Raw genomic sequence first — 24787 nt, 5'->3', positions numbered from 1 at the left:
GCGTCAGCGCGGCCCGAGCACGCGTGCCGCGGGCAGCGAGAACCAGAAGCGTGAACCGCCTTCCGCACGGGCCTCGGCCCAGGCGCGGCCTCCGTGCCGCTCCACCACGCGCCGCACGATCGCCAGGCCCACGCCGGTGCCCTCGAATTCCTGCGGCTTGTGCAGGCGCGAGAACGGCTGGAACAGCTTGTGCGCGTAGTCCGGGTCGAACCCGGCGCCGTTGTCCTCGACGCTGAACTGCGCCTCGTCGTCCTGCAGGCGCCAGTCGACGCGGACCACGGGGCGCGGCTGGTTGGCGCTGTACTTCAGGGCGTTGGACAGCAGGTTCATCCAGACCTGCCGCAGGCTCGCGGCGTCGCCCAGCACGCGCGGCAGGGGCGCGACGTCGACGGTGGCGTGCGGTGGCGGCGCCAGGTCCGCCAGCACGCCCTGCACCACGCGCGCCAGGTCGAACGGCGCTTCGTCCAGCTCGTTCCGGGCCGCACCCGCCAGCGCGAGGAAGCCGTCGATCAACAGGTTCATGCGCACCGCATTGGCCAGCACGCGCCGCGTGAAGCCCTGCGCGCGCGGCACGTCGCCCGCGGCCAGCGCGTGGTCGACGCCCTCCGTGAAGCCCTCGATCGAATGCAGCGGCGCGCGCAGGTCGTGCGCGACCGAGTACGCGAACGCCTCCAGCGCCGAGTTCGCGGCCGCGAGGTCGGCGGTGCGCTCGGCGATGCGCTGCTCCAGCGTCTCGTTGGCTTCGCGCAGCGCCACCTCCTTGTCGCGCAGTTCGGTGACGTCCGTCACCGAGCCGTACCACACCGTCTCGCCCTCCGACGGCTCGGCCTCCGCGAGCGCGAGCACGTGGCGCACGCGGCCGTCGGGATGGAGGACCCGGTAAGCGAGCTCGAACGGCACCAGCTCGCGCACGGACCGGCGCAGCGTGTCCGCGACACGGTCCCGGTCGTCCGGATGCACGCGGTCGAGCATCGGCTGCGCGTCGTGCTCCACGTCGGCGGGCGTGAGTCCGAAGATGCGGTGGATGGCGTGGCTGGCGTAACTGAAGCGGGCCCGCCCCCCGGCGGGAAGGCGGTACACGAAGATCATGCTGGGCACGTGCCGCGAGAGCCGCTCGACCAGCTGCTCGGTCCGCTGCGCGGACTCGCGCACCTCGCGCTGCAGTTCAGGCAGGCGTTCCAGCATCCGGTTGAAACCCGCGGCGACGGCGGCCAGCTCCGCGGGCCCGGCTTCCGGCGCGCGCTGGTCGAAGTCGCCCAGCGCCGCCGCGGCGGCGGTGTGGTGCAGGGCCCGCAGGGGCCGCGTGATGGAGCCCGCCAGCCGCATGACCAGCCAGCTGCACAGCGCCACGACGGCGAGGCCGATCGCGAGCGATCGCAGCACCGCGTCGCGCACGGGCGCGTGCACGTCCTGCAGCGCGGCGCCCGTGACGACGGTCCATCCCGTGTCCCCCACGGGGCGGGAGCCGTACAGGCGCTGCACGCCATCGATGCCTTCCGCCGCGAAGTTCGCGTGCTCGCGCAAGCGCTCTGCGTTCGGCAGCTCGCGCACCGACCGGCCGACGAATTCCGACTCGCCCGGCCAGCGCACCACCAGTCGCTCCGCGCCGTCGAGCACGGCCACCAGCCCGCTGCGCGGCAGCGTGACGTCGATGGCGCCCTCCATGGCCGACGCCGGCACGCGCAGGACCACCGCCCCAGGCAGGCCCGATCCTCCGAGGACCGGATGCACGACGGCGAAGTGCCACCCGTCCGGCCCCTGCTCGAGCGGCGCGAGGAACGTGCGCGGCGCTTCGCGGAAGCTGCGCCACCACGGGGGCGCGCCGTCCCAGCCCGCGCCGTCCCCGCAGACGACGCCCCCTGCGCGGTCCAGGAGCGCCAGCGAGATCGGCGCCTCGTCGGTATCGGGCAGCATCCCGTTGACCGCGTCGCAGGCGTGCGGCCGGAGCGCACGCACGTCCGGATTCCGCGCGATGGCGACGGCGAGGCGAAAGTCGGTGGCGAGCATCCCGGACACCTTCGCTGCCGTGTTCTCCGCCGTCGCCGCGATCCATTCCTCCGACGCCGCCATGCGGGCCTGCGCGTCCTTCAGGATGCTCCAGCCGAGCAGCGCGACCATCGGCAGCGCGGTGGCGAGCACGAGCAGCGACAGCAACCAGAGCACCGGCGCGCCACGGGCTTCGGGCGCCGGGCGCCGGATGCGAAAGGCCTGGCCGCCCAGCGCGAACAGCACGACCAGGGTGGAGAACAGGACGAAGCCCACGCCCTTCCAGGTCTGGAACCGCGTGAGCGCGTCGGGATTGCGGAAGAACAGGTCTCCCAGCTGGTCCGAGAACAGGATCCAGGCCAGGCCGAATGCCAGGTAGCCCGCGGCGACCGGCCACACCGCGCGTTCGCGCGGCCGGGTCGGCGGCGACGGCTCCGGGTTCACGCGCGGCTAGCGGTCGTCGGGAACGCCGCCGGCGCCCATCGAGGTGCCGGGGCCTGCCTGGGGGGACATCCGCGCCTGCAATTGCTGCGCGACCTGGAGGTCCTGCCGCAACTGGGGCAACTGCTCCTGCGCGAAGCGTCGCAAATCCGGGTCCTGGCCGCGTTCCGCGTGCTGCTGGAACAGGGCCACGGTGCCCTGGTGCGCGCGCACGCCCAACCCGTCGACGTAGGACTGCTCCAATTCGGGACCGGTGCTGGCCTGCAGCAGCCGGATGCGGCCCTGCTCCACCAGCCCCGGGGCCGCGGGCAGCTCGCCGCCCTTGCGGGCCGCGATCGCGGCCAGGCGGGCGTTGGACGCCGTGTGCTCCTGCACCATCTGCTGCGCGAACCGCTGCACCTCGGGCGAGGTCGCGGCCTGCAGCACCAGCTGCGCGGCCTGCAGTTCCGCCAGTCCCGATTCGGCGGCGTTGCGCAGGAACTCCCGGTCCTCGCGGGACAGGCTGCTGCTCGCGGCACTCGCTGCATCACCCGGGAGGGGAGAAGGTTGCTGGGCCATTGCCGGCGCCAGGGTGGCGAGCAGGCAGGCGCCGAGCGCGATTGTTCGCAAGGGGTCCGTCATCGTGGACCCAACAGTGCACGAGGCGCGCCACGGCTGGGGCTACAGAGTGCAACCGAATGCAGCTTCAGCCGGGGGGCGGCCGCGTGTCGTCGGCGGGGCCGACGTCGTCGCGGTCCCAGGCGGCCCGCCGCTCGCCCAGCTGGCGACGCAGGTGCTCGATCACGCTGGCCATGCCTTCGCCGCTGCGATGCGGCCGCAGCGGCGCGCCGCCACGGCGGCTGCCGTGACCACGGTCAAGCTCCTGTCCCTGGTCGGTCGTGTCGTCCATCTTGTTTGCAAGCTCAGCGATTGGAGAGCCGATGCGTTCCGGGCCCCGTGGGACCCCGCCGGTGCAGGGCGTCAGCCTTTTCCGACACTTGCAGGCGCCACGGCGGCGCGCAGCCTCGGCGCGACCTCGTCCAAGCCGACCACCTCCTGGGCAGCCCCGGCCACGATGGCCTGGCGCGGCATGCCGAACACGACCGAACTGGCCTCATCCTGCGCCAGCGTCAGCGCCCCTCGCAAACGCATCGCGAGCAGTCCTTCGGCGCCGTCGGAGCCCATGCCCGTGAGCAGCACGCCGATGGCCACTGGTCCCGCGCAGTCCGCGAGCGAGCGGAACAGCACGTCGACCGAAGGCCGGTGCCGATTCACCGGCGCGTCCTCGCTCAGGCGCAGCCGGTAGCCGCCCCCGCGCCGTTCGACCACCAGGTGGCGGCCACCCGGCGCGATGTAGACGCCGTTGGGCTGCGCCACGTCGCCGTCCTGCGCCTCGCGCACGTCGAGCGGGCTGATGGCGTCCAGCCGGCGCGCGAACGCCTGGCTGAAGCCGGGCAGCATGTGCTGCGCAACCACCATCGGCGGCATCGGTCCCGGCAGTTCCGCGAGGATGCGGCGCAAGGCTTCCACGCCGCCCGTGGAGGCTCCGATGCCGACGATGGCGCCGGGACGCAGGCTGCCCGGCGCGGCGGCCGCGGGTTCCAGCGGCGCGTAGGCACTGTCCATCGGCGCCCATCCGCGGCGGCCGACGCGGGCCTGGGCCGCGGCGCGGATCTTCTCGGCCACCTCGGTGCCCGCCGCCTCGAGCCCTTCGAAGGACGCCGGCTTGGGGAAGAAATCGACCGCGCCGAGTTCCAGCGCGCGCATGGTCGTCTCGGCGCCGTGCTGCGTCAGCGACGACACCATGACGACCGGCAACGGCCGCATCGCCATCAGCCTTCGCAGGAAGTCGAGCCCGTTCATGCGCGGCATCTCGACGTCCAGCGTGACGACGTCCGGCGCCTCGCGGCGGATGCGGTCGATGGCCAGCACCGGGTCCGACGCGACACCCGCGAGCACCATGTCCGGCTGCGCGGCGACGACGCGGCCGAGGAAGCCGCGCATCACCGCGGAATCGTCGATGACGAGGACGCGGATCATCGCGGCGGCGCAAACAGTTCGACGTCGCCGCCCTTCTGCTCGCGCGCGAGGCGCGCGAGGTAGGCGCGCTCCATGCGCTCCACCGGGTCGTTTCCCTGCAGTTGCAGGCGGCGCAGCTGCACCTTGCCGGTGTCGGGGAAGAAGTGCAGCTTGCGCGGCGCGCTGCCCAGCAGGTCCTGCGCCAGGACCTGGATGCGCTCCTCCTTCAGGAAATCGAGCACGAAGCGGCTGTTCAGCGCGCCGATGTCCAGCGTGTCGAAGCCGCTGAGCACGTGCGCGCCGCCGAACACCTTGGCCACGAGCCGGCGCCGGTCGGCGCCGAGGTGCACCATGTCGTTGATCAGCACTTCCATCGCATACACGCCGAAGCGGCCCGAGACGGCCCAGGGCGACGCCGACGCGGGCTTGCCGGGCAGCAGGAAGTGGTTCATGCCGCCGATGCGCTCGACCGGGTCCCACAGGCAGGTGGACACACAGGACCCCAGCACCGTGCTGATCGAGCCGGCGCCGCGCGCGGCGTGGAACTGGCCCGGTGCCAGCTTGACGGACTCGACCTGCAGCTCGCGGTCGAAATAGCGCAGCGGCCCTTCGGCGTCCATCACGCCCCCGCGTACTCGTACGCCGTGCGCCCGCAGGCACGGAACCGCGGGTGCCCGGCGGGGAAGCTCTCGGCGTGGCCCACGGCCAGCAGGCCGCCCGCGCGCAGCAGGCCGGCGAAGCGGCCCAGCAGGCGCTGCTGCGCCTCGCGGTCGAAGTAGATGACGACGTTGCGGCAGAAGATCACGTCGAAGGGTTCCATCGACGGCCAGGTCGGCGCCAGCAGGTTCAGCGGCGCGAAGGTGACGCCCTGGTGCACCTCGCGCCGCACGCTGACCCAGCCCTCATTGACGCCCACGCCACGCAGGAAGTGCGCGCGCAGCCGCTCCTGCGCCAGGCTGTCGGTGCGCTCGCGCGAGTACAAGCCCGCGGACGCGGTGGCGAGGGCGTCGGTGTCGATGTCGGTGGCCAGCAACTCGAAGCGGCAACCGGCCTCGCGCAGCGTGATCGCGATGGACCAGGCTTCCTCGCCGGTGGAACAGGCGGAGCACCACACGCGCAGGGGGCGCGAATCGCGCGCGGCATGCGCGCGGGCCCGCGCCGCCAGCAATTCGAAGTGGTGCGGCTCGCGGAAGAACGCCGTGAGGTTGGTGGTCAGCGCGTTGACGAAGGCTTCGCGCTCGGCGCCGCCCCGCTGCACGAGCTCGAGGTAGCCGGCGAAGCTCTCCATGCCCAGCGCGCGCAACCGCCGCGACAGCCGGTTGTGCACCATGAAGCGCTTGTGCTCGCTGAGCTTGATGCCCGCGTAGTCGGCGATGAGCCGGCGCGCGAGTTCGTACTCGGCGGACCCGAGCAGGTCCGCGGTGTCGCCGGGCTCGGCCACGGGCGTGCTCCTCAGAACTCTTCCCAGTCGCCCTGCCCCGCGCGCGGCTTGTGCAACGCGGCGGAGATCGCCGCGGTGTACGCGGGCGGCAGCGCGGCGCTGGCCGGCTTGACCTTGATCGGCGACGGCGCAGCGGGCTTCGCGGCCGCGCGCGGCGCGGCAGCGGGCGCGGCGGGCTGGTCGCCCACCTTGAAGTGCGCCACCAGTTGCAGCATCGACTGCGCCTGCTCGCGCAGCGACTCGGTGGCGGCGCTGGCTTCTTCCACCAGCGATGCGTTCTGCTGCACGACGCGCTCCATCTGCGACACGGCGGTGTTCACCTGGCCGATGCCGGCGCTCTGCTCCTGGCTGGCGGCGGCGATCTCGGCGATCAGGTCGCTGACCTTCTGCACCGACATCACCACGCCGACCATCGTGTGGCCGGCAGCGTCGACCTTGGTCGAGCCGGCCTGCACCCGCTGCTCGGAGTCGGCAATGAGGCCCTTGATCTCCTTGGCGGCGGCGGTCGTGCGGTGCGCGAGGTTGCGCACCTCGGCGGCGACCACCGCGAAGCCGCGGCCCTGCTCGCCCGCGCGGGCCGCCTCGACGGCGGCATTGAGCGCCAGGATGTTGGTCTGGAAGGCGATGCCGTCGATGACACCGATGATGTCGGCGATCTTGCGCGAGGCGTCGAGGATGCCGTCCATCGTGCGCACCACCTCGTCGACCACTTCGCCGCCGCGCTGCGCCGTCGCGGATGCCTCGGCGGCGAGCTTGCTGGCCTGGCGCGCGGTGTCGGCGTTGTGCGCCACGGTGGACGTGAGCTCCTCCATCGAGCTGGCGGTCTCCTCCAGCGTGCTGGCCTGTTCCTCGGTGCGCTGCGACAGGTCCAGGTTGCCCTGCGCGATCTGCGAACTGGTGTCCGCGACGCTGCGCGCGCGGTGGGCCACTTCGCTCACGAGCCCGCGCAGGCGGTCCGTCATGCCCTCGACCGCGTCCAGCATGCCCTGGGTCTCGCCCTCGGTGCGCAGCCTGACGCGGTCCGTGAGGTCGCCGTCGGCGACGCTCAGGATGACGCGCGTGGCGGCACGCAGCGGCGCCTGCACCCCGCGGCGCATGCCGCGCATCAGCAGCGCGGACCCGGCGCCCGTGACGATGGCCAGCGCGCCGATCGCGAAGACGGCGTTCGTGTCAGCCCCACCCCACCACGCGATCCCTGCGGCGGCCGCCGCCGGCAGCGCCGGCAACACCGTGAACAGCCGCAACTTGGCCGCCATGCTCAAACCGGGCATCTCAAAGCTCCTGCCAATGGCTGTCGGTGGGCGGCTCCTGCCGGCCACGCGCGAAAGGGACGTAGCGCGGCTTGCCGGCCGCGCGCACGCGGATCGGCGCCGGCGGAGGCGCAGCCGCTTCGATCGGCTGCAGCGGTTCGGGCTCGGCCTCGGCACCGGCGGCGTCGAGCTTGAAGCGCGAGATCGCCTGCAGCAGCGTCGCCGCCTGCTCCTTGAGCGATTCGGTTGCCGCCGCCGCTTCCTCGACCAGCGAGGCGTTCTGCTGCACCACCTGCTCCATCTGGGCAACGGCGGAATTGACCTGCCCGATGCCGGAGCTCTGCTCCTGGCTGGCGGCGGCGATCTCGGCGATCAGCCCGCTGACCCGGCGCACCGAATCGACGATCTCCTGCATCGTGCGGCCCGCGTCGTCGACCTGCCGGGTGCCGGCCTCGACCTGCTGCACCGAGTCGCCGATCAGCGTCTTGATCTCCTTGGCGGCGGCGGCGCTGCGCTGCGCGAGGCCACGCACTTCGGCCGCCACGACGGCAAAGCCGCGGCCCTGCTCGCCGGCGCGCGCCGCCTCGACGGCGGCGTTGAGCGCGAGGATGTTGGTCTGGAACGCGATGCCGTCGATGACGCCGATGATGTCGCCGATGCGGCGCGACGAGGCGGCGATGCCGTCCATCGTGGTCACCACCTGCGCGACGGCCCGGCCGCCCTTGCGCGCGATGTCGGCGGCGCCCGACGCGAGCTGGCTGGCCTGGCGCGCGTTGTCGGCGTTGAGGGCGACGGTGGACGTCAGTTCCTCCATCGAGCTGGCCGTCTGCTCCAGCGTGCTGGCCTGCTCCTCGGTGCGCTGCGACAGGTCCAGGTTGCCCTGCGCGATCTGCGCGCTCGTGTCGGCGACCGACCGCGCGCTGTGCTGCACTTCCGAGGTCAGCGCGCGCAGGTTCCCGGTCATCTGGTCCAGGGCTTGCGCGAGCTTGCGCGTGTGCAGCTGGTCCATGCCTGCCGTGGTGCCGGTGAGGTCGCCGTCGGCGACGCGGCGCACCAGCTGCACGGCCGTCTTCAGCGGCCCGACGTTGGCGGCGCGGATCCAGTCGCGGAACTTCCAGGCCAGCACCAGCGCGAGGGCGACCAGCACGCCCATGACGGCACCGGCCTGCACGGTGACTTCGCGGGCGGCTTCGGCCACCCGCGCGGCTTCGGCCTTGGCAGCCGCGTCGGCCTGCAACGCGCGCCGGCGCAGGTCCTCGTCCTGCTTCTTCAGCTCGGCGATCTGGCCCTCCAGCGCCGAGATGCGCGCCAGCACCACGGACTCGTTCGCGTCGGAGCCTTCGGCGAGCTGCCGATCGACCTCGAGGCGGCCCAGCTCCTTGCGCACGACGGCTTCCTCGCCCTGCAGGCGGCCGACGGACACGCCGAGCTCGCGGACCTCCTCGATCGCGGTGGCCGCGGCGCCGCCCACCTGGTGGGTCGCGTACCAGCCGTAGCCCGCCGCGATCGCGGTGATCAGCAGCAGCGTGCCGATCAGCGCGTGCAGCACGGCCTCGGCGGTGAACGTCTTCATCTTCATGCGGACGCCCTCAATGCGACGCGCCGTCCACGAGCGCCATGTCGGCGCCGGTCAGCAGCTTCTCGATGTCGAGCAGGATCATCAGCTCGTCGCCGACCGTCGCCAGGCCCGGGATGTAGCGCGTGTCGAAGGTGGCGGAGGAGAACTCCGGCGTCGGGCGGATCGCGTCCTCAGGCAGCGACAGCACGTCGGACACCGAGTCGACCACCACGCCCGCGACGCGCGAGGCGATGTTCAGGATGATCACGACGGTGAACTCGTCGTAGCTGGCCTGCGGCAGCTGGAACTTCACGCGCAGGTCGAGGATGGGGACGATCACGCCGCGCAGGTTGATCACGCCCTTGATGAAGGCCGGCGAGTTGGCGATCGCGGTGGGCTGCTCCCAGCCGCGGATCTCCTGGACCTTCAGGATGTCGATGGCGTAGTTCTCGGCGCCGAGGCGGAAGGTGAGGAACTCGCGCTGGCGCACGGGCGCCTGCGCGGGTTCCGCCGTGCGGGCGAATGCGGGCTGCATGGGGACTCCTTGCATGGTCAGGGGCTGGCCGGTTCCCGTGCCGCGCAGAGGCGCACGAGGTGGCTGACGTCGAGGATCAGGGCGACCGAACCGTCGCCCATCACGGTGGCGCCGGACAGGCCGGGCACCCGGCGGTAATTGGCTTCGAGGCTCTTGACGACGACCTGCTGCTGGCCGACGAGCTCGTCGACGACCAGCGCGACGCGGCGGCCTTCGGCTTCGACGATCACGGCGATGCCGCCCGCTTCGGCCGCGGCCTGCGCCGGCGGGAACAGCCTGGCCAGGTGCAGCACCGGCAGCCAGTCGTCGCGCACGCGCAGCGTGTCGCCCTCGTGCGGCAGGCGGTGGATCTGCTGCGCCTCGATGCGCAGCGATTCGGCGACGGAGGCGAGCGGCAGCACGTAGGTCGCACCGCCCACCGACACCGTCATGGCTTCGACGATCGCGAGCGTCAGCGGCACGCTGACGGTGACCGTGGTGCCCCATCCGGCGGCCGAGGAAATGTCGACCGAGCCACCGAGCGCCTGGATGTTGCGGCGGACCACGTCCATGCCGACGCCGCGGCCGGAGAGGTCCGTCACCTGCTCCGCCGTCGAGAAGCCGGGCAGGAACACGAGCTGCCACACCTGCGCGTCGGTCGCGTCGGCGGCGACCGGGATGCCCATGCGCGCCGCCTTGGCGAGGATGCGCTCGCGATCGAGGCCGCGGCCGTCGTCGCTGACCTCGATCACCACCGAGCCGCCGCGCTGCGTCGCATGCAGGCGCACGGTGCCCACCGGCGGCTTGCCGCAGGCGATGCGCGTCTCGGCCGTCTCGAGCCCATGGTCCACCGCATTGCGCACCAGGTGCGTCAGCGGGTCCGAGATCTTCTCGATCAGGCCGCGATCGAGTTCGGTGGACTCGCCGCCGAACTTGAGCTCCACCCGCTTGCCCAGCCGCGCCGACAGCTCGTGCACCAGGCGGGGGAAGCGCGAGAACACGTTGGAGATCGGCAGCATGCGGATGGCGAGCACCGCTTCCTGCAGGTTGCGCGTGTGGCGCGACAGGTCGGCGAGCCCGGCGTCGCTGAACGTCGGCGCGGTGCCGTCCTCCTGCGAGGCGGCGCTGCGCGCCAGCATGGCCTCGGTGATCACGAGTTCGCCCACCAGGTTGACCAGCAGGTCGATCTTCTCGATCGAGACGCGGATGTAGCCCGTCTCGGCGGCCGCGACGCTGACCGGCTCGTGCAGGTCGGCCAGCAGCGCGGGCGCAGATGCAGGCCCGGGAGCAGGAGCGATCGCGGGGGCCGGTTCGCTGGCGGCGCGGCGCTGCTTGAACACGGCCGGGTCGACGAACAGCTCGTCGCCCAGGTCGTCGCTGGGCACCGGCTGCGGCGCGGCCTTCACCGGCGCGGAGGCGCCGGCGGGTTCGATCGTCGTGATGTCCGTGGGCACGACCAGCGCCAGCACGCTTTCCAGGTCGGCGGCCGTGCCTTCGAGTTCCACCGAGAACGCGACGCTGCCGCCCGGCTGGTTGTCGATGCGGGTGTCCGCCACCGAGCCCATCTCCCCGAGGCCGGCGAGCATCATCTCGAGGTCCCCCGCGTCGATCGCCGCCACGAGCGGGCCGAGCGTGACGCTGAACGCGCGGCGCACCGGGCCGGACTGCGCGCCCTGCGCACCGATGCGCGGCCGCGCGAGCTGGTCGCGCAGCAGGGCTTCGACGGCGCTGGTGTCCGGCGCCCGGTCGGTCATGCCGCGATGGCGCAAGGCTTGCGCCTGCAAGGCGTCGCCGGCACGCAGCAGCGCCTCGACGTCGCCGGCTTCCAGCGGGCGCTCGTCCTTGCGCAGCAGGTCCAGCAGGTTCTCCTGCAGGTGCGCGAGGCCCGCCATGTCGTCGCAGCCCAGCATCGCCGCGCTGCCCTTGATCGAGTGCACCGCGCGGAAGATCGCGTTGAAGTCACCCTGCAGGCCCGGCGACGCCTCGTCCGGGCGCAGCCGCAGCAGGATGGCCTCGACGTTGGCCAGGTGCTCCTGGGTCTCGTCGAAGAAGATCGCACGGTAGGCGTTCGGGTCCCCGAACCCCGTGGGGGTCTGCGTCATCGCCGTGCGCCTTTCAGATGAACTTGCCGACGATGTCCAGCATGCGCTGCGGGTCGAACGGCTTGGCCATCCAGCCGGTGGCGCCCGCTTCGCGCCCGCGCTGCTTGAGCGCCGGATCGACCTCGGTGGACAGGACGATCAGCGCCACGTTGTCGTAGGACGGCAGCCGGCGCAGTTCGCGCACCAGCGTCACGCCGTCCATGACGGGCATGTTGTGGTCGGTGACCACGAGGTCGTACTGGCGCAGCTTGGCCTGCTCCAGCGCCTCGGCGCCGTCGCCGGCCTCGGCCACTTCGTAGCCCGCGCCCGCGAGGACCGCGGCCACCATCTTGCGCATCGAGCGCGTGTCGTCGACGACGAGGATGGACTTGCCGCTCATTTGCGCGATGCCCTTTCGGCCTGCTTGCGCCCGCTGGGCAGGAACTTGGCGATGACCTCCAGCAGGCGGTCCTCGTCGAGCGGCTTGGTGAGGTACTCGTCGCAGCCGGCGAGCGAGCCGCGCAGCTTGTCGAACGGCGAGCTGCGGCTGGTGAGCATGACCACCGCGGTCTTCTTGATCGCCTGCTTGTTCGACTTGATCAGCTTGCAGACCTGGTAGCCGTCGATGCCCGGCAGCACGACGTCGAGGAACACGCAGGTGTATTCGTTCTGGCCGGACAGGCCGATCGCTTCCTCGCCGGTCTCGGCGAAGTCGACGTCGAAGCCGAAGGGCGCGAGCTTGGCCTGCATGAAGGCGCGCACGGTGGCGTTGTCGTCGACGACGAGCACCGTGTCGCCCATCATCCGCTGGCCCGCCGCCGCGACCGCGCCTTGCGGTGCGTTGGAACGGGCGAGCCCCGGCAGGCTGCGGCGCGGGTCGACCGCGGGCGCGGGCGGCGGCGCGATCGCGACGTCGTCGTTCGACGACACGAGGTCGTCCAGCGCCTGCAGAAGGCGCGCCCACTGCAGCGGACGCGGCAGCACGGGGCAGCCGGTGCCGTGCGAGCTGGTGCCGATCAGCACGGCGGGCAGGTTGGCGCGCTTGCGCAGCGCCTTGAACTCGCCCAGTGCTTCCGGGTTCTCGGCGTCGACGAGGTACAGGTCGGGCGTGCGGCCGCCGCTGCTGCCGGGGTCGAACTGCGCGAAGCCGGGATCGCGGCGTGCCGCCAGCGCGAAGATGCTGGCGAGCATGGACCGCTCGACGTCGGCGAAGCCGATCACGTCGACGAGGTAGTGGTCGGATGGAGTCACGGGAGCTTCCAGGAGAGGACGGCGGCGCCGTCGGCCAGGCGCGCCGCCGGCCGCTTGGCCAGCATCGCGTCGAGCAGCGGCTGCCACTGCGCGACGGGCGCGAGCAGCCGGGGAATGGGGGCCACGAGATGCTGCGCGGCCAGTTCGGCCGCGGTTTCGCCGGGGAACGCGGGTTCGCCGGTGAGCCACTCGTGCAGGACGGTGCCGAGCGCGTAGACGTCCGCACCCGGGCTGGCCGGCGACCCGGCCGATTGTTCGGGCGCGGCGTGGCGTGGCGAGCCGGCCGCCGTGGCGTCGGACGCGCCCTCGCCGATCCGCACGGCGGACCCGAAATCCGCCAGCGCCAGCGAGCCGTCGGTGCGCACGAGCAGGTTGGCAGGCTTGACGTCACGGTGCACGAAGCCGCGCGCGTGCACGTGCGCGAGCGCGCCGGCGGCTTGCCGCAGCCACGCGCGGGCGACCGTCTCGGGCACCTGGCCATGCGTGGCGCATTCGCACCGTTCGAGCGCCAGCCAGGCACCCCGGTCGTCCTGGCCTTCGGCGTGCAGGCGGACGACGTGCGGATGCGCGAGCGCGCGAAGCAGCGTCGCCTCGTGCGCGAGCGACGACGCGTGCGAGATCTTGAGCGCGCGATCGAGGCCGTCGAAACGGTCGGCGACGACGATCGAATGCCGGCCGCGTCCGAGCACGGCCGCGGCCGCGCGCAACTGCATCACGGATTCACTCATGCGGCCAACCGGTCCAGGTCTTCCAGCAGCGCGGCCGCGGACGGATAGCGCTGCGCGGGGTCCTTGGCCATCAGGCGGTCCAGCACCGGCTGGAACGGCTCGTGCTGCCGCGGCAGCGTGGGCACGGGCGCCTCGATGTGCAGGCGCAGGAGTTCTTCGGCCGACGAGGCGTGGTACGGCTTGCCGCCGGTGAGCATCTCGTAGGCCATCACGCCCAGGCTGTACAGGTCGGACCGCGCGTCGACGCGGCGGCCCAGTGCCTGCTCGGGACTCAGGTAGTACGGCGTGCCGACGACGTCGCCGGCGCCCGTGTCGGTGATCAGCATCGCGACCTGCTTGGCGACGCCGAAGTCGGCGATGGCGACGATGCCGTCCTGCCGCAGCATGACGTTGTCCGGCTTCACGTCGCGGTGGACGATGCCCGCTTCGTGGATCGCTTCGAGACCCGCTGCCACCTGCCGCAGGTAGTACATCGCGACGCCGGGGTCGAGCGGGCGGCGCATGCGGCTGCGCAGGTCGCCGAGCGGGAAGTACTCCATCGCGATGTAGGCGTTGCCGACCCAGAAGCCCTGGCGGAAGAAGCGCGCCACGTTGGGATGGTCGATCTTGGCGATCAGCGCGTATTCCTGCATGAAGCGGTGCAGCCCCATGTCGCCCTCGGGCCCGTCCAGGCGCAGGACCTTCAGCACCTGCGTCGGCCCGCCGCCGGCGGGCGCGGCCAGGAACACGGTGGCATTGCCGCCCTCGCCGATCTTGCGCAGCACGCGGAAGTCTTCCACCAGCAGGTGGCCGGCGCGGCTGGCGACGCCGGGGCGCGACTGCAATGCGTGCTGGTTGCGCTGGATGGACGCGCGCAGCGCTTCGTAGTGGCTGGCGGGGGTCGTCGACCCCTGGCGCGGGACCAGGCCGCTGATCTCGGTCAGTTCGAGGAAGCTGTCGTCGGGCAGTGCGACGCTGCCGCTGCGGCCGCTGTCGACGCGGGTGCCCGCGGCCTGCCGCGTGCCCGCGGACGCGGCGATGCCCCAGCGCAGGTCGTCGGCCACGCTCTCGAGCATGCGTGCGATCTCGACCGCTTCGCCGGTGGCGTGGACCATGCGCTCGGTGGTGGTCGCACGCGGCACGACTTCGCCGGCGCCGAGGTGCACGCCGACGGCGACCGCCAGCGGCGGCAAGCCGGCAGCCTGCAGTTGCGGCGCGACGCGCTCGGCGACCTGCGTCAGCTCGTGGACGATGAGGATGGACGCGTGCAGCGCGCGCTTGGCGTGCGTGGGCAGCTTGTCGTCCTCGTCGTGCGTGAAGGCGCAGAGGATGGAATCGGGCCGCCGTGCGGCGATCTCGCCGCCCAGCTTGCCGGCCGAGGACGACAGCGCGCGGCGCACGTCGTTGACGAATGTGGTGAGCTCGGGGCCGGCCAGGGTCTGGCACGCGGCGTTGAAGCCGTGCACGCGGGCGTACAGGAAGGTGGCGATCGTGCCCGGCGCCGGCTCGGGCAGCACGGAGCTGGCGAACGAGCGCGACGGCTCCGCCTCGGCGGACGGCAGCCCGAACAATGCCTCCATCGGCACCGCTTCGGTCGGAGCGAACTCCGGCGCGGCTTCGTCGCGCGCGAACTCGCGGTCGCGCATGGCGAAGACCTCGTCGAGCGAGGCCGCTTCGGTGGGCGGGAAGTCCGGTTGGCCGCGCACGGTCACGCTTCGCGGTTCAAAATTCCTGCCACTGGGAGTTCGCGGTGCGCCGCGGCGGAACGGCCGCCGCCGTCGAGAGCACCGGCACCGCCCTGGCGCGCGGACGCGTCTGGATCGGGACGATCTTCGGCGCGGGCTGCTCCTGGACGGATGCCGAAGCGCCCTGCGCGAGCGCTTCCTCGTTGCCGAGCCTGAAGCGCGACACGAGCTGCAGCAGCGAACCGGACTGCTCCTTCATCGATTCGGTGGCGGCCGCGGCTTCTTCCACGAGGGAAGCGTTCTGCTGCACCACGATGTCCATCTGGCTGACCGCGGTGTTGACCTGCTGGATCCCCGCGTCCTGCTCGGCGCAGGCGGCGGCGATCTCGGCGATCAGGTCGCTCACCTTCTTGGCGGCCACGACGATGCCTTCCATCGTCTTGCCGGCGTCCTGCACCAGGCGGGCGCCGCTGTCGACCTGGTCGACCGACTCGCCGATGAGGGCCTTGATTTCCTTGGCGGACGCGGCGCTGCGCTGCGCGAGGTTGCGCACCTCGGCGGCGACCACCGCGAAGCCGCGGCCCTGCTCCCCCGCACGCGCCGCTTCGACGGCGGCGTTGAGGGCCAGGATGTTGGTCTGGAAGGCGATGCCGTCGATCACGCCGATGATGTCGGAGATGCGGCGCGACGAGGCCGAGATGCCGCTCATGGTGCTGACGACCTGCCCCACGGCTTCGCCGCCCTGGCGCGCGATGTCCGACGCGCCGATCGCGAGCTGGCTGGCCTGCTTGGCGTTCTGCGCGTTCAGCGAGACGGTGGACGTGAGTTCCTCCATCGAGCTGGCGGTTTCCTCCAGCGTGCTGGCCTGTTCCTCGGTGCGCTGCGACAGGTCCAGGTTGCCCTGCGCGATCTGCCCGCTGGTCTCGGCCACCACGCGGGCGCCATCGGCGACCTCGCCCACCAGCTGGCGCAGGTTGTGCGCCATCGTGGCCAGCGCGCGCAGCAGGTCGGCCGTCTCGTCGGTACCGCGCACCTCGACGTCGGTGCCCAGGTCGCCGTCGGCGATGCGCGCCGCCGCCTCGATGGCGACGTTGAGCGGGCGCACGATGGCACGGCTCATGGACAGCGACACGGTGAACGCGATCGCCGTCGCGAGAACCAGCGTGGCGATCAACAGGATCACGCCGCGGCGGGCCGCGGCGGTCGAGCTTTCGTAGTCGTCGGCCGCGGCCTTGCGCTGCAGCGTGACCAGCTGCTCGACCTGCTTGTCGATGTCCAGGTAATGCTTGTCGGCCGACTGCATCAGCATGGCACCCGTGGCGACGTCGATCGTGCCCAGGTCGATGGCGTCCGCGGTCAGCTTGCGGTACTTGGCCACCAGCGGCAGGACGCCGTCGATGATCCGGCCCTGCTCCTCGCCCAGGTCGTTCTGCTGCCGCAGCTTGCGCAGTTCGTCGGCGATGCCGTCGACGCGCGCGTTCTGCTTGCCCACCGCCTCGCGGACCTTGCCCTCGTCCATGTTGGCCAGCCAGGTGAACAGCCGGTAGACGCCGGAGTGCACCTCCGCGAGGTGCTGCGAAGCGTCCAGCGCGATGGAGACGCCCTCCATGCGCTTCTGGACCATGTCCTCCATCGCGGCGTTCTGCTGGCGCACCACGCCGTACGCGATGGCGCCGAACCCCAGGAGGAACGCGATCGCGAGGGCGGGCGCGATCATGATCTTGTGCCAGATTTTCATTGCTTCAGCCGTGGGGCCAGGCGCGGGCCGCGAGCACCCGGGATCAGGAGGGCCGGGCGGCAGCGCCGCCCGGGGGACATGCCGTCAGGCGGGCTTGTAGATGCCGCCGCAGACGACCAGTTCGTCGGGCGTCTTCTCGCAGTACATCTGCTTCGGCTCGATCTTCTTGGTCACCGGGTTCAGGAAGGTGAAGTCCTGCCAGAACGTGGACTTGGTCTTGGCCATCTCCATCCGCTCGCGGATGTGCTCCTTGCCGTTGCCGTCGCGCAGCTCGATCAGGTTCTTGCCCACGAACTTCGCGTTCGCCCCGTGCGCCAGCGCGTTGCCCTTCATGTCGTACACGGTCAGGTACAACTCGCGGTCCACGAAGGCGCCCTTCGGGTCGGTGATGTCGGCCATCGCCTTGTCACGCGGGGTGGCCTTGATGTAGGCCACGCCCTTGCGCACCATCGTCTCCGCTTCCTTGGCCGTCACGCGGGCCGGTTCCGCGGCCAGGGCCGTCGTGCCCCACAGGGCGCCCACCGCGATTGCCGCGGCGGCTACTGCTTTGCTTTTCATCGCTCCTCCATCACTGCCGGCGGGTCCGGCTCCCATGCGCCTTGGCGGCGAGCATCCCTAGGATGCCACGACAGCCCATCCGGTATCACTCGTGAGTGGCTGTAACGCGGCGGTGTGTCGCGTTGACGCGTCGGCTGCGTGCACCGCCTCACTGGCGGGCGACGACCTTCTGCAGCGCCGGCGTCGCGGTGTTCCTGGCGACGGCCACGCGCGTCCCCGGCTTGCGCGATCCCACGACCAGCGGCTGGAACTCGGCGACCGGTCGCGCGGCAGTGCCGCTGTTGCGCACCAGCTGCTGCCAGTAGTCCACGTCCCGCGGCAGCACGTCCCAATACTTGCCGTACAGCGTGGCTCCGTACTGGTTCATGAACAGCGCGATGCGGGCCGCGTCGGCGTCGCCGCGATTGGCCAGGTCCATGAAGCGACCGAAGGCCTCGGAGGTGCGGCCGGCCTTGAAGGTCGCAACGGCGTCATCGTATTCACGCTGGGCGAGCGCCCCGGGTTGGACCGCTTGCGCGGATGCCACTCCCGCCTGGAGCGCCGTGATGGCCAGGGCCATCGACGCAAGGCACGTCCGAAGCCGCATCCCGTTGGATCCGGCAACCTGGTGGTTCGAGACCTTCATGCGCACTCCTCGTGACAGTTGTTGCAGGAAGTATCTGGCGGCCCATCCACCGGGGCCAGCCCGTTGGAACGGCGCGAACGGCACGCTCGTCGCCCGCGATGCCGCTCGACGGCCGGGAGCGACCGCTCGGAACTTCGCGGCGGTTCCTTCGGGGAATTCGTTGGGGGAGGACCCGAAACGGCGTCGGTGGCGCCGCGATCAGCGCCCGCATCGCGCGCCCTTCTCGCGCGGCCGGCTCGCCGCTATATTGGGCCAGCCCCCCGGCACTTCCCCATGGACAACGACGAGGTCCTCCAGTTGCTCGTTCGCATCGGCCGCGAAGACCAGGGCGCGTTCCGCAAGCTGTACAAGGCCTTCAGCCGCCGGGTGTATGCGTACGCCGCCAACATGCTGAACGACCACGCGCGGTGCGAGGAAGTGGTGGCGGACACGATGTACGAGATCTGGCGCCACCCGGACCGCTTCCGCGGCGACTCGCAGTTCTCCACCTGGCTCATCGGCATCGCGCGGCGCAAGGCGCTGATGGTCTACCGGTCCCGGCGGCCGGACGAAGTGCACGCCGATCTCGACGACATCGCCGACACCACGGCCTCGGACACGCCCGACGCCTTCGCCGAGCTGGCCGCGAAGCAGCGCCGCGACGGCGTCCAGCATTGCATGGGCAAGCTCTCCGACGAGCACCGCGAATGCCTGCACCTCGTGTTCTACGAGGGCCTGGGCGTGGCCGAGGTGGCGGATATCCAGGGCTGCCCCGAGGGGACGGTGAAGACGCGCCTCTTCCATGCGCGCCAGAAGATCAAGAACTGCCTGCAGGGGCTGCTGCGCCGGGAGGGCGGTGCTCCCGACGCCCGCGGCGCGCTCGCCTCCTGACCGGATCGGGGGCACCGTGACCGCCGCGCCCAGAAAGATTGAACCGCCGGGCGATGCCGTGCAACCCAGCGCCGGGACCGGTCCGTCACGGGCCGGCCGCGCCGCCACCGCGCGGCCCTGACCAGGCACACACCACGGGAGCATCGCCGCCATGAATGAACGTTTCGAAGAACTGCTTCCCTGGTACGTCAACGGATCCATCGGGGCGGAGGATCGCGCCTTCGTCGAGGCGTACCTGGAGCAGCACCCCGAGATGCGGGGCGAGCTGGACTGGTACCGCTCCCTCCAGCAACGGGTGCAGGAGAACGCGCCAGCCGTCCCGGCCACCGTGGGCCTGGCCCGCACCATGCGCCTCATCCAGGGCGACCGCCCGACCTTCGCCGAGCGCGTCGGCGCCTTCTTCGGCAACCTGGGCATGCGCCCGGCGTATGCGCTGGCCGGGCTCGCGATCATGGCCGTGCAGGGCGGGGTGATCCTGGAGCTGATGGGCGACATGCGCGAGAACGAGGCCGAGATCCGCGCGCTGCACGCGGTGCGCGTGGAAGAAGGCCCGATGCTGAAGATCAGCTTCGCGCCCGACGCGAAGGAAACCGACATCCGCCTGCTGGTGATGCAGGTGCGCGGCGAGCTGGCCGGCGGCCCCGGCCAGCTGGGCGACTACTACCTGCGCGTGCCGAGCGGCAGCGAGGCCGAAGCGCTGAAGCGGGTGCAGGCGGCCCCCATCGTCCAGGCTGCCGCGCTGGCGCCCGGCGTTCCGCCGCGGGAGTGAAGCCATGCAGCCGCTGCTGACCCGCCGCACCGTGCTGGGCTGTGCAGTGGGTGCCATGGCACTGCGCACAGTTCCCGCGGTCGCGGCCCCCGGCCCCGGCGACGGCGGTGCGCAGCGCGTCGCCCTGGTGATCGGCAACGGCGCGTACCGCTCCGCGCCGCTGAGGAATCCGCCCGGGGACGCCGCCGCGATCGCCACGACGCTGCGCGGCCTGGGCTACGACGTGACGCTGCGCCAGAACACGCGCCTGCCGGACCTGATCGAAGCCCTGCGCGCGTTCTCGGTGCGCGCGCCGAAGGCGTCGGTCCGCATGCTCTTCTATGCAGGCCACGGCGTGCAGGTCAAGGGCCGCAACTACCTCGTGCCGATCGACGCCGATCCGAAGTCGGAAGACGACATCCCGAAGCAGAGCGCGGACGTGGGCGAGTTCATCGACCGGCTCAGTGCGATCCCCACTGGCGCCAACATCGTGGTGCTCGATGCGTGCCGCGTGAACCCGTTCGCCGGCGGCGTCATCGTCGGCCCGGACGGCCGGCGCCTGAAGTTCCGCGGCGCCACGCCCGGCGGCCTGGCCACCCTCGACGCGCCGGTGGGAACGCTGGTTGCCTTCTCGACCGCGCCGAACGGCGTGGCGCTCGACGGCACGGACGGCCAGCACAGCGTCTACGCGCGCCACCTGCTGGCCAACCTGCCGACGCCCGGCCTGCCGATCGAGCAGCTGTTCAAGCGCGTGCGCATCGCCGTGGCCGAGGACACCAGGCGCGTGCAGGTGCCCTGGGAATCGTCGAGCCTCACCTCCGACTTCTGCTTCAAGTCGAACGCCGACGGCCGCTGCGGCTGACGCCGTCGCGCGACCTCACGCGTGGTCGGCGATGAAGCGTTCGAGCTCGCTCACGAACCGCAGCGGCTCGCTCACGTGCGGCGAATGGCCGGCCCACGGATAGACCGACACCTGCGCGTGCCTGACGGTCTCGCGGTACCAGGCGTCGAGCGGCAAGCCCGCGTAATGCGGGCTGCGGCCACCCAGCACCACCAGCAACGGCGCGTCCAGGCGCGCGAGCGAAGCGCGGAAATCGGCCTGCGCCATCGACTCGGCCAGGTCCAGCAGCGGGCGCACGTCGATGCGCGCGAGCCGCCGGCGCAGCATGCGACCGAGCGCGGCTTCGGCGCCCAACTGGCGCGAGAGCCAGGCACCTCCGAACGCGCCCACTTCCTTGAGCAGCACGTCGGGCAGGTCCTTGCGCGCGCCGGCGATCAGGCCGGCCAGCATCGCCGCGCTGCAACCGCCGAACAGGCCGAGCTGCCAGCCCTCGTCGGTGACGATGCGCGGCGACTGGTCGACGAAGGCCACCGCCGCGACCCGCTGCGTGCCATACACCTGCAGGTACTGCATCAGCGTGAGCGCCCCCATGGAATGCCCGACCAGCACGGAGCGGTCCAGCCCGAAGTGCTCGATCATGTCGGCGAGGTCCGCGGCCAGGCGCGCCAGCGTGATGCTGCCCAGCGCGGGCCGGCACGCTCCATGGCCGCGGGCGTCCCACGCCAGCACGCAGCGGCGCCGCGCCAGGCGCCGCGCCACCGGCAGCCAGTCGCGGTGCGAGCAGCCGACGCCATGCACCAGCACCAGCGGCGCCCCGCTTCCCAGCACGCACACCGGGACGACCTGCCCGTCGCTCGCCGTGAAGCTGCCGGTCTCGCGGCCCGGCCCCCGCAGGCCCACGAACCCGAAGTTGCGCAGCGCACGCCAGGTGCCCCGCCATCCGGTCAGCGCCGGCGGGTGGGCGGAAGTCTCGGGCGGGGCACTGTCGAGCATGCGGGACCTGCTGGTGCGCAGCGACTATGCGCCGCCCGCCGAGCGCCGCGCAAGCCACGCGCGATGGCGATGAAAACTCCTTGAACCGATCGCGAAGGCGCCGCAACCCATGGCGCGGAAGGCAAGCAAATCCGCAGCCTCCACCCCCAACCGCCCACCTTCAGGAGTCCACCATGCAAGTCGTCCGCAATGCTTCCCTCGCCCTCGCCCTCGGCCTCTCCTTCGCTGGCGCGATGGCGGGCGAGATCGCGAATTCCGCCATCGGCGCCACCGGCGCGGTCAACAGCTCGGTGGGGTTCATGACCAACGCGAACCAGAACATCGGCGTGGCCGAACAGAACGCCAAGATCGACGGGACCGCCGTGTCCGTGAACGGCGCCGTCAACTCGGCCGTCGGCTTCAATTCGACCGCATCCCAGAGCGTCGGCCGCGCCACGCAGAACGGCAAGATGAGCAACAGCGTGGTCATGGCCAACGGCCTGAACAACTCGGCGGTCGGCTTCATGAGCACCGCCACGCAGGAAGTTGGCTTCGCGAAAGACAACGGCACCGTCGAGAACTCGCAGGTCATCGCCACGGGCGCGAGCAACATCGCCGCCGGGTTCAACTCCTCGGCGCGCCAGCAGATCGGCGGCGCGCAGGGCAACGGCAAGCTCAGGAACACCCTCGTGCTCGCCAGCGGCGCGGTCAACACGTCCGGCGGCGGCATGTCCCACGCCAACCAGGCCATCGGCGTCGCGAAGTAACGCCCGTCCTGCTTCCCCGGCCCGCCCGCGCACTGCGCCGGCGGGCCTTTTTCTTCGTGCCCGCTGCCCGCCAGCGTGATCGCGAATCCGAATCTCCTTGAACCGGTTCCCCGCGCGTTGCAACCCATGGTGCACGGGACGCGACGGCAATTCCGCCGGGCGACCCGCCACCCACCGGAGCCCGCCATGTCCATGCTCTCGCTCAACCGGATCTCGCTCGCGATCAACCAGGCGATGGCCGAGTGCGTTTGCATCGAGCACCGCCCGCTGAGCCTGCTCACGACGACGGGCGAACGTGCAGGAATCCAGCCCTTCGTCTACAACGAGATCTAGGACGGCGCCACTCTCGCTGCCCTTGCCCACCAGGAGTTCCCCATGCCCCACCTGCCCTTTCGCACCTGCCGCGCGCTGCTTGCCGCCATCGCGCTGGGGAGCGGCACCATCGCCTTCGCCGGCCAGGAATTGAGCATGCTGGAAGCGCCCCAGCGCGCCAAGGTGGCCAAGGAGAAGATCCGCGCCGCTGCGTTGCAGCGCAAGTTCGACGAACAGCAGAAGAAGTCGGCGTCGGTCGGCGGGCAGGGCGCCGCGGACGACAGCTGCGGCAGCCAGAGCATCGGCAACATCGACACCGAAGGCCGTGGCGGGCCCGCGCCGCGCGAGGTGTTCGTGTTCGCCCCCAACGCGATCAACATCGTCGGCCGCGGCGCTTGCCGCTAGCCGCGCGACTGCCACCGAACCGGAGGTCCCCATGAACCCGATCCGTGTCGCGCGTCCGATCGCGCTTGCCGCCGTCGCGGCGCTCACCGGCTGCCAGACGCTGGAGGTCAAGCAGCCGACCGTCGAACAGACGGCCGAGATCCGCAAGGGCCCGGAGGACCGCCCGCAGCGCTCCATCACCGGCTTCTCGCAGGCGCTGCGCTGCATGGACACGCTGATGCTCGATTACGGCGTGCACGACGTGACGATGCTCACCGAGGAGATCTCGGACGAGACCAAGAAGCTGAACGCGGGCACCCGCGACATGCTGATCTCGTCGGTGTCGGACATGTCCCGGCGCAGCCGCGCCGTGCGCCTGGTCGCCTTCGGCAAGGACACGATGAACGTGATCAGCTTCCTGGCGACGGCCCAGAGCCAGGCCGCGTACAAGGCGGTCCCGCTGTACGACATCAAGGGGTCGGTGTCGCAGTTCGACGAGAACCTGATCAAGAACCAGAAGGACGTGGGCATCGGCTTCTCGCCCTTCGTGAACCTGGGCATCGCGCGCGACGCCGCGTCGAGCATGCTGGCGCTGGACCTGAGCGTGCTGAGCACCGCCGACATGTCGGTGCTGCCCGGGGTCACCTCGCGCAACTCGGTCGTGATCCTCAAGCAGGGCCGCGGCTTCGACGGCGACGCCGCCTTCCACAAGTTCGGCATCAACTACAGCATGAACCTGGCGCGTGCCGAGGGGCAGACGCAGGCGCTGCGCGGCCTGGTCGAACTCGCGGTCGTGGAGCTGGTGGGCAAGCTGACGCGCACCCCGTACTGGACCTGCCTGGGCGTCACCGACCCGAAGGCCAACGAGGAGACGCGCTTGGAGATGTTCGACTGGTACCACTCGATGGCCGCGACGCGCGTCGAGCTGATCGCGTACTTCCAGAACCAGCTGCGCCGGCGCGGCTTCTACGACGGCCCGATCGATGGCGCCTTCAATCCGGCCATCGACGAGGCGATCGCCGCCTACCGCGCCGAGCTCGGGCTCAGCCGCGAAGCCGTGCTGAGCGAGGACTTCTTCTACGCCTTCCTCGCCGCCGACCACGCCAAGGTCAAGCGGCCCGCGCAACCGGTGCGCTACACCGCCCCGCCCGCGACGGCGGCCGCGCCGTCGCCGCAGGTGCCCGCCCCCGCGCAGCCGCCGCTGAAGCTGTCGGTGACGGCACCGAACCAGCAGACCCGGTTCACGCGCGGCGAGGCGATCAACCTGGCGGTGGCGCCGTCGCAGGACGCGCACGTGTACTGCTACCTGCAGGACGAGGCCAACCGGATCGTGCGCTTCTTCCCGAACCGGTTCGCGCGCGACTCGCGCATCGCTGCGGCCGAGCCGCTGAAGGTGCCCGGCGCGATGCGCTTCCAGCTGACGATGAATCCCAAGGGCGTGACCGAGACCGTCTCGTGCTTCGCCACGCCGCGCGACGTGATGCCCGCGCTGCCGCAGGCCCTGGTCGGCACCGACTTCGAACCGCTTCCCGGCGCCACGCTGGACCAGATCCGCGCGGCATTCGACAAAGCCAGCGGCGGCCTGCTCGCCCAGGAGAACTTCCATGTCCAAGCCCGATGACGCCCTTCCCCGCCGCGCCCGCCGGCCCGCCCTGCGGCTCGCCGCGCTCGCCGCTCTTTCCGGGCTGACCCTGGCTGCCGGGGCCGCGACGCTGCTGTCGGCCGTGGCGGCGAGGACCGGCGCCGACGATCGTGCGCCGGACAAGGGGCGGCCGGGCTCACCCGCCGCCGCAGCGCCGGCCACGTACCAGTTGCGCTGCTGGCAGTACGGCCGCCTGCTGTTCGACGAAGGGCCCGTGACGCTGCCAGCGGAAGCGCGGCAGGCCGCCACGCTGGTGGCCATCGACCGCCATGGTGCGCCGCTGATCGTCACCGACAGGGGCGGGGCGACCTGCCTGGCCCGGCCTTCCGCGGCCCAGGCGCCCAACCTCGCGCTGCCGCGCTGAGGGACCGTCCAGCGCATGGGGACGGCGCGGAAAAACCTTGAACCGGCCTGGCGG

At 71.6% G+C, this 24787-nt stretch carries 26 protein-coding genes; 8 read left to right on the top strand and 18 right to left on the bottom strand.

What is annotated here, in order from left to right; all coding sequences use genetic code 11:
- Window positions 1-3 precede the first annotated feature (3 nt).
- The 17 genes from I8E28_RS20955 to I8E28_RS11300 all read right to left on the bottom strand — a co-directional run bounded on the left by I8E28_RS20955 (window position 4) and on the right by I8E28_RS11300 (window position 17833).
- Window positions 4-2430: an ATP-binding protein gene (locus tag I8E28_RS20955; protein ID WP_200788176.1), complete on the bottom strand. Its 2427-nt coding sequence runs from the start codon at window positions 2428-2430 to the stop codon at window positions 4-6.
- Window positions 2431-2436: 6 nt separating this feature from the next.
- A complete protein-coding gene (locus I8E28_RS11375; protein ID WP_200788175.1) occupies window positions 2437-3036 on the bottom strand; it encodes a DUF4142 domain-containing protein in 600 nt (199 codons plus the stop codon).
- A gap of 76 nt (window positions 3037-3112) precedes the next feature.
- The gene (locus tag I8E28_RS11370; protein ID WP_200788174.1) at window positions 3113-3316 is read right to left on the bottom strand and encodes a hypothetical protein; all 204 of its coding nucleotides are present in this window, start codon (window positions 3314-3316) and stop codon (window positions 3113-3115) included.
- A gap of 71 nt (window positions 3317-3387) precedes the next feature.
- Window positions 3388-4446, bottom strand: coding sequence for a protein-glutamate methylesterase/protein-glutamine glutaminase (locus I8E28_RS11365; RefSeq protein WP_200788173.1), 1059 nt, complete (start codon window positions 4444-4446; stop codon window positions 3388-3390).
- Window positions 4443-5045 (bottom strand): chemoreceptor glutamine deamidase CheD, encoded by a 603-nt coding sequence (gene cheD, locus I8E28_RS11360; RefSeq protein WP_200788172.1) that lies wholly within the window; start codon window positions 5043-5045, stop codon window positions 4443-4445. The genes I8E28_RS11365 and cheD overlap by 4 nt, the downstream gene beginning before the upstream one ends.
- Entirely contained in the window at window positions 5045-5866 is an 822-nt protein-coding gene (locus I8E28_RS11355) for a CheR family methyltransferase (RefSeq protein ID WP_200788171.1), read from the bottom strand. Before I8E28_RS11355 ends, cheD begins: the two co-directional genes overlap by 1 nt.
- 11 nt (window positions 5867-5877) lie before the next feature.
- Window positions 5878-7137, bottom strand: coding sequence for a methyl-accepting chemotaxis protein (locus I8E28_RS11350; protein ID WP_200788170.1), 1260 nt, complete (start codon window positions 7135-7137; stop codon window positions 5878-5880).
- Between the two features lies 1 nt (window position 7138).
- Window positions 7139-8695, bottom strand: a complete 1557-nt coding sequence (locus tag I8E28_RS11345) for a methyl-accepting chemotaxis protein (protein WP_200788169.1) — start codon at window positions 8693-8695, stop codon at window positions 7139-7141.
- A 10-nt stretch (window positions 8696-8705) separates the two neighbouring features.
- Window positions 8706-9209 carry a chemotaxis protein CheW gene (locus I8E28_RS11340; protein WP_239027221.1) on the bottom strand — a complete coding sequence of 168 codons (504 nt, stop codon included), beginning with the start codon at window positions 9207-9209 and terminating at the stop codon, window positions 8706-8708.
- A gap of 17 nt (window positions 9210-9226) precedes the next feature.
- Window positions 9227-11290 (bottom strand): chemotaxis protein CheA, encoded by a 2064-nt coding sequence (locus I8E28_RS11335; protein WP_200788167.1) that lies wholly within the window; start codon window positions 11288-11290, stop codon window positions 9227-9229.
- Between the two features lie 13 nt (window positions 11291-11303).
- The gene (locus I8E28_RS11330; protein WP_200788166.1) at window positions 11304-11669 is read right to left on the bottom strand and encodes a response regulator; all 366 of its coding nucleotides are present in this window, start codon (window positions 11667-11669) and stop codon (window positions 11304-11306) included.
- Entirely contained in the window at window positions 11666-12520 is an 855-nt protein-coding gene (locus I8E28_RS20950) for a response regulator (protein WP_200788165.1), read from the bottom strand. Before I8E28_RS20950 ends, I8E28_RS11330 begins: the two co-directional genes overlap by 4 nt.
- A complete protein-coding gene (locus I8E28_RS11320; protein ID WP_200788164.1) occupies window positions 12517-13248 on the bottom strand; it encodes a serine/threonine-protein kinase in 732 nt (243 codons plus the stop codon). The genes I8E28_RS20950 and I8E28_RS11320 overlap by 4 nt, the downstream gene beginning before the upstream one ends.
- Entirely contained in the window at window positions 13245-14933 is a 1689-nt protein-coding gene (locus I8E28_RS20945) for a protein kinase domain-containing protein (protein WP_200788163.1), read from the bottom strand. The genes I8E28_RS11320 and I8E28_RS20945 overlap by 4 nt, the downstream gene beginning before the upstream one ends.
- 16 nt (window positions 14934-14949) lie before the next feature.
- Window positions 14950-16650: a methyl-accepting chemotaxis protein gene (locus tag I8E28_RS20870; protein ID WP_275403460.1), complete on the bottom strand. Its 1701-nt coding sequence runs from the start codon at window positions 16648-16650 to the stop codon at window positions 14950-14952.
- 84 nt (window positions 16651-16734) lie between these two features.
- The gene (locus I8E28_RS11305; RefSeq protein WP_200788162.1) at window positions 16735-17208 is read right to left on the bottom strand and encodes a cache domain-containing protein; all 474 of its coding nucleotides are present in this window, start codon (window positions 17206-17208) and stop codon (window positions 16735-16737) included.
- A gap of 148 nt (window positions 17209-17356) precedes the next feature.
- On the bottom strand, window positions 17357-17833 hold the full coding sequence (locus I8E28_RS11300) for a hypothetical protein (protein WP_200788161.1): 477 nt from the start codon (window positions 17831-17833) through the stop codon (window positions 17357-17359).
- Window positions 17834-18106: 273 nt separating this feature from the next.
- On the opposite strand from I8E28_RS11300, the gene I8E28_RS11295 reads away from it, so the two are divergent.
- The 3 genes from I8E28_RS11295 (at window position 18107) to I8E28_RS11285 (ending at window position 20313) form a co-directional block, all read left to right on the top strand.
- Window positions 18107-18703 (top strand): RNA polymerase sigma factor, encoded by a 597-nt coding sequence (locus I8E28_RS11295; protein WP_200788160.1) that lies wholly within the window; start codon window positions 18107-18109, stop codon window positions 18701-18703.
- A gap of 151 nt (window positions 18704-18854) precedes the next feature.
- On the top strand, window positions 18855-19472 hold the full coding sequence (locus I8E28_RS11290) for an anti-sigma factor family protein (protein WP_200788159.1): 618 nt from the start codon (window positions 18855-18857) through the stop codon (window positions 19470-19472).
- 4 nt (window positions 19473-19476) lie between these two features.
- Window positions 19477-20313 carry a caspase family protein gene (locus tag I8E28_RS11285; protein ID WP_200788158.1) on the top strand — a complete coding sequence of 279 codons (837 nt, stop codon included), beginning with the start codon at window positions 19477-19479 and terminating at the stop codon, window positions 20311-20313.
- 15 nt (window positions 20314-20328) lie between these two features.
- On the opposite strand, the gene I8E28_RS11280 is transcribed toward I8E28_RS11285, so the two are convergent.
- Window positions 20329-21285, bottom strand: coding sequence for an alpha/beta fold hydrolase (locus tag I8E28_RS11280; protein ID WP_200788157.1), 957 nt, complete (start codon window positions 21283-21285; stop codon window positions 20329-20331).
- 173 nt (window positions 21286-21458) lie between these two features.
- Here I8E28_RS11280 and I8E28_RS11275 point away from each other — a divergent pair, with 173 nt between their 5' ends.
- The 5 genes from I8E28_RS11275 (at window position 21459) to I8E28_RS11255 (ending at window position 24733) form a co-directional block, all read left to right on the top strand.
- Entirely contained in the window at window positions 21459-22031 is a 573-nt protein-coding gene (locus I8E28_RS11275) for a hypothetical protein (protein ID WP_200788156.1), read from the top strand.
- Window positions 22032-22217: 186 nt separating this feature from the next.
- Window positions 22218-22364 (top strand): hypothetical protein, encoded by a 147-nt coding sequence (locus I8E28_RS11270; RefSeq protein WP_200788155.1) that lies wholly within the window; start codon window positions 22218-22220, stop codon window positions 22362-22364.
- 42 nt (window positions 22365-22406) lie between these two features.
- Complete coding sequence (locus tag I8E28_RS11265) at window positions 22407-22748, top strand: hypothetical protein (RefSeq protein ID WP_200788154.1); 342 nt, start codon at window positions 22407-22409, stop codon at window positions 22746-22748.
- Between the two features lie 31 nt (window positions 22749-22779).
- Window positions 22780-24348: a DUF4384 domain-containing protein gene (locus I8E28_RS11260; protein WP_200788153.1), complete on the top strand. Its 1569-nt coding sequence runs from the start codon at window positions 22780-22782 to the stop codon at window positions 24346-24348.
- Complete coding sequence (locus I8E28_RS11255) at window positions 24332-24733, top strand: hypothetical protein (protein WP_200788152.1); 402 nt, start codon at window positions 24332-24334, stop codon at window positions 24731-24733. The genes I8E28_RS11260 and I8E28_RS11255 overlap by 17 nt, the downstream gene beginning before the upstream one ends.
- Window positions 24734-24787 lie beyond the last annotated feature (54 nt).

This window comes from Ramlibacter algicola (assembly GCF_016641735.1).
GTDB lineage: Bacteria > Pseudomonadota > Gammaproteobacteria > Burkholderiales > Burkholderiaceae_C > Ramlibacter > Ramlibacter algicola.
This window is presented reverse-complemented; position numbering and strand designations above follow the sequence as displayed.

Bases quoted from the DNA above. Each gene is read 5' to 3' on its own strand.
- I8E28_RS11370 (WP_200788174.1), bottom strand. From the start codon at position 3,316: ATGGACGACACGACCGACCAGGGACAGGAGCTTGACCGTGGTCACGGC.
- I8E28_RS11365 (WP_200788173.1), bottom strand. From the start codon at position 4,446: ATGATCCGCGTCCTCGTCATCGACGATTCCGCGGTGATGCGCGGCTTC.
- cheD (WP_200788172.1), bottom strand. From the start codon at position 5,045: ATGGACGCCGAAGGGCCGCTGCGCTATTTCGACCGCGAGCTGCAGGTC.
- I8E28_RS11350 (WP_200788170.1), bottom strand. From the start codon at position 7,137: ATGCCCGGTTTGAGCATGGCGGCCAAGTTGCGGCTGTTCACGGTGTTG.
- I8E28_RS11345 (WP_200788169.1), bottom strand. From the start codon at position 8,695: ATGAAGATGAAGACGTTCACCGCCGAGGCCGTGCTGCACGCGCTGATC.
- I8E28_RS11340 (WP_239027221.1), bottom strand. From the start codon at position 9,209: ATGCAGCCCGCATTCGCCCGCACGGCGGAACCCGCGCAGGCGCCCGTG.
- I8E28_RS11335 (WP_200788167.1), bottom strand. From the start codon at position 11,290: ATGACGCAGACCCCCACGGGGTTCGGGGACCCGAACGCCTACCGTGCG.
- I8E28_RS11330 (WP_200788166.1), bottom strand. From the start codon at position 11,669: ATGAGCGGCAAGTCCATCCTCGTCGTCGACGACACGCGCTCGATGCGC.
- I8E28_RS11320 (WP_200788164.1), bottom strand. From the start codon at position 13,248: ATGAGTGAATCCGTGATGCAGTTGCGCGCGGCCGCGGCCGTGCTCGGA.
- I8E28_RS20870 (WP_275403460.1), bottom strand. From the start codon at position 16,650: ATGAAAATCTGGCACAAGATCATGATCGCGCCCGCCCTCGCGATCGCG.
- I8E28_RS11305 (WP_200788162.1), bottom strand. From the start codon at position 17,208: ATGAAAAGCAAAGCAGTAGCCGCCGCGGCAATCGCGGTGGGCGCCCTG.
- I8E28_RS11300 (WP_200788161.1), bottom strand. From the start codon at position 17,833: ATGAAGGTCTCGAACCACCAGGTTGCCGGATCCAACGGGATGCGGCTT.
- I8E28_RS11295 (WP_200788160.1), top strand. From the start codon at position 18,107: ATGGACAACGACGAGGTCCTCCAGTTGCTCGTTCGCATCGGCCGCGAA.
- I8E28_RS11290 (WP_200788159.1), top strand. From the start codon at position 18,855: ATGAATGAACGTTTCGAAGAACTGCTTCCCTGGTACGTCAACGGATCC.
- I8E28_RS11285 (WP_200788158.1), top strand. From the start codon at position 19,477: ATGCAGCCGCTGCTGACCCGCCGCACCGTGCTGGGCTGTGCAGTGGGT.
- I8E28_RS11280 (WP_200788157.1), bottom strand. From the start codon at position 21,285: ATGCTCGACAGTGCCCCGCCCGAGACTTCCGCCCACCCGCCGGCGCTG.
- I8E28_RS11275 (WP_200788156.1), top strand. From the start codon at position 21,459: ATGCAAGTCGTCCGCAATGCTTCCCTCGCCCTCGCCCTCGGCCTCTCC.
- I8E28_RS11270 (WP_200788155.1), top strand. From the start codon at position 22,218: ATGTCCATGCTCTCGCTCAACCGGATCTCGCTCGCGATCAACCAGGCG.
- I8E28_RS11265 (WP_200788154.1), top strand. From the start codon at position 22,407: ATGCCCCACCTGCCCTTTCGCACCTGCCGCGCGCTGCTTGCCGCCATC.
- I8E28_RS11260 (WP_200788153.1), top strand. From the start codon at position 22,780: ATGAACCCGATCCGTGTCGCGCGTCCGATCGCGCTTGCCGCCGTCGCG.
- I8E28_RS11255 (WP_200788152.1), top strand. From the start codon at position 24,332: ATGTCCAAGCCCGATGACGCCCTTCCCCGCCGCGCCCGCCGGCCCGCC.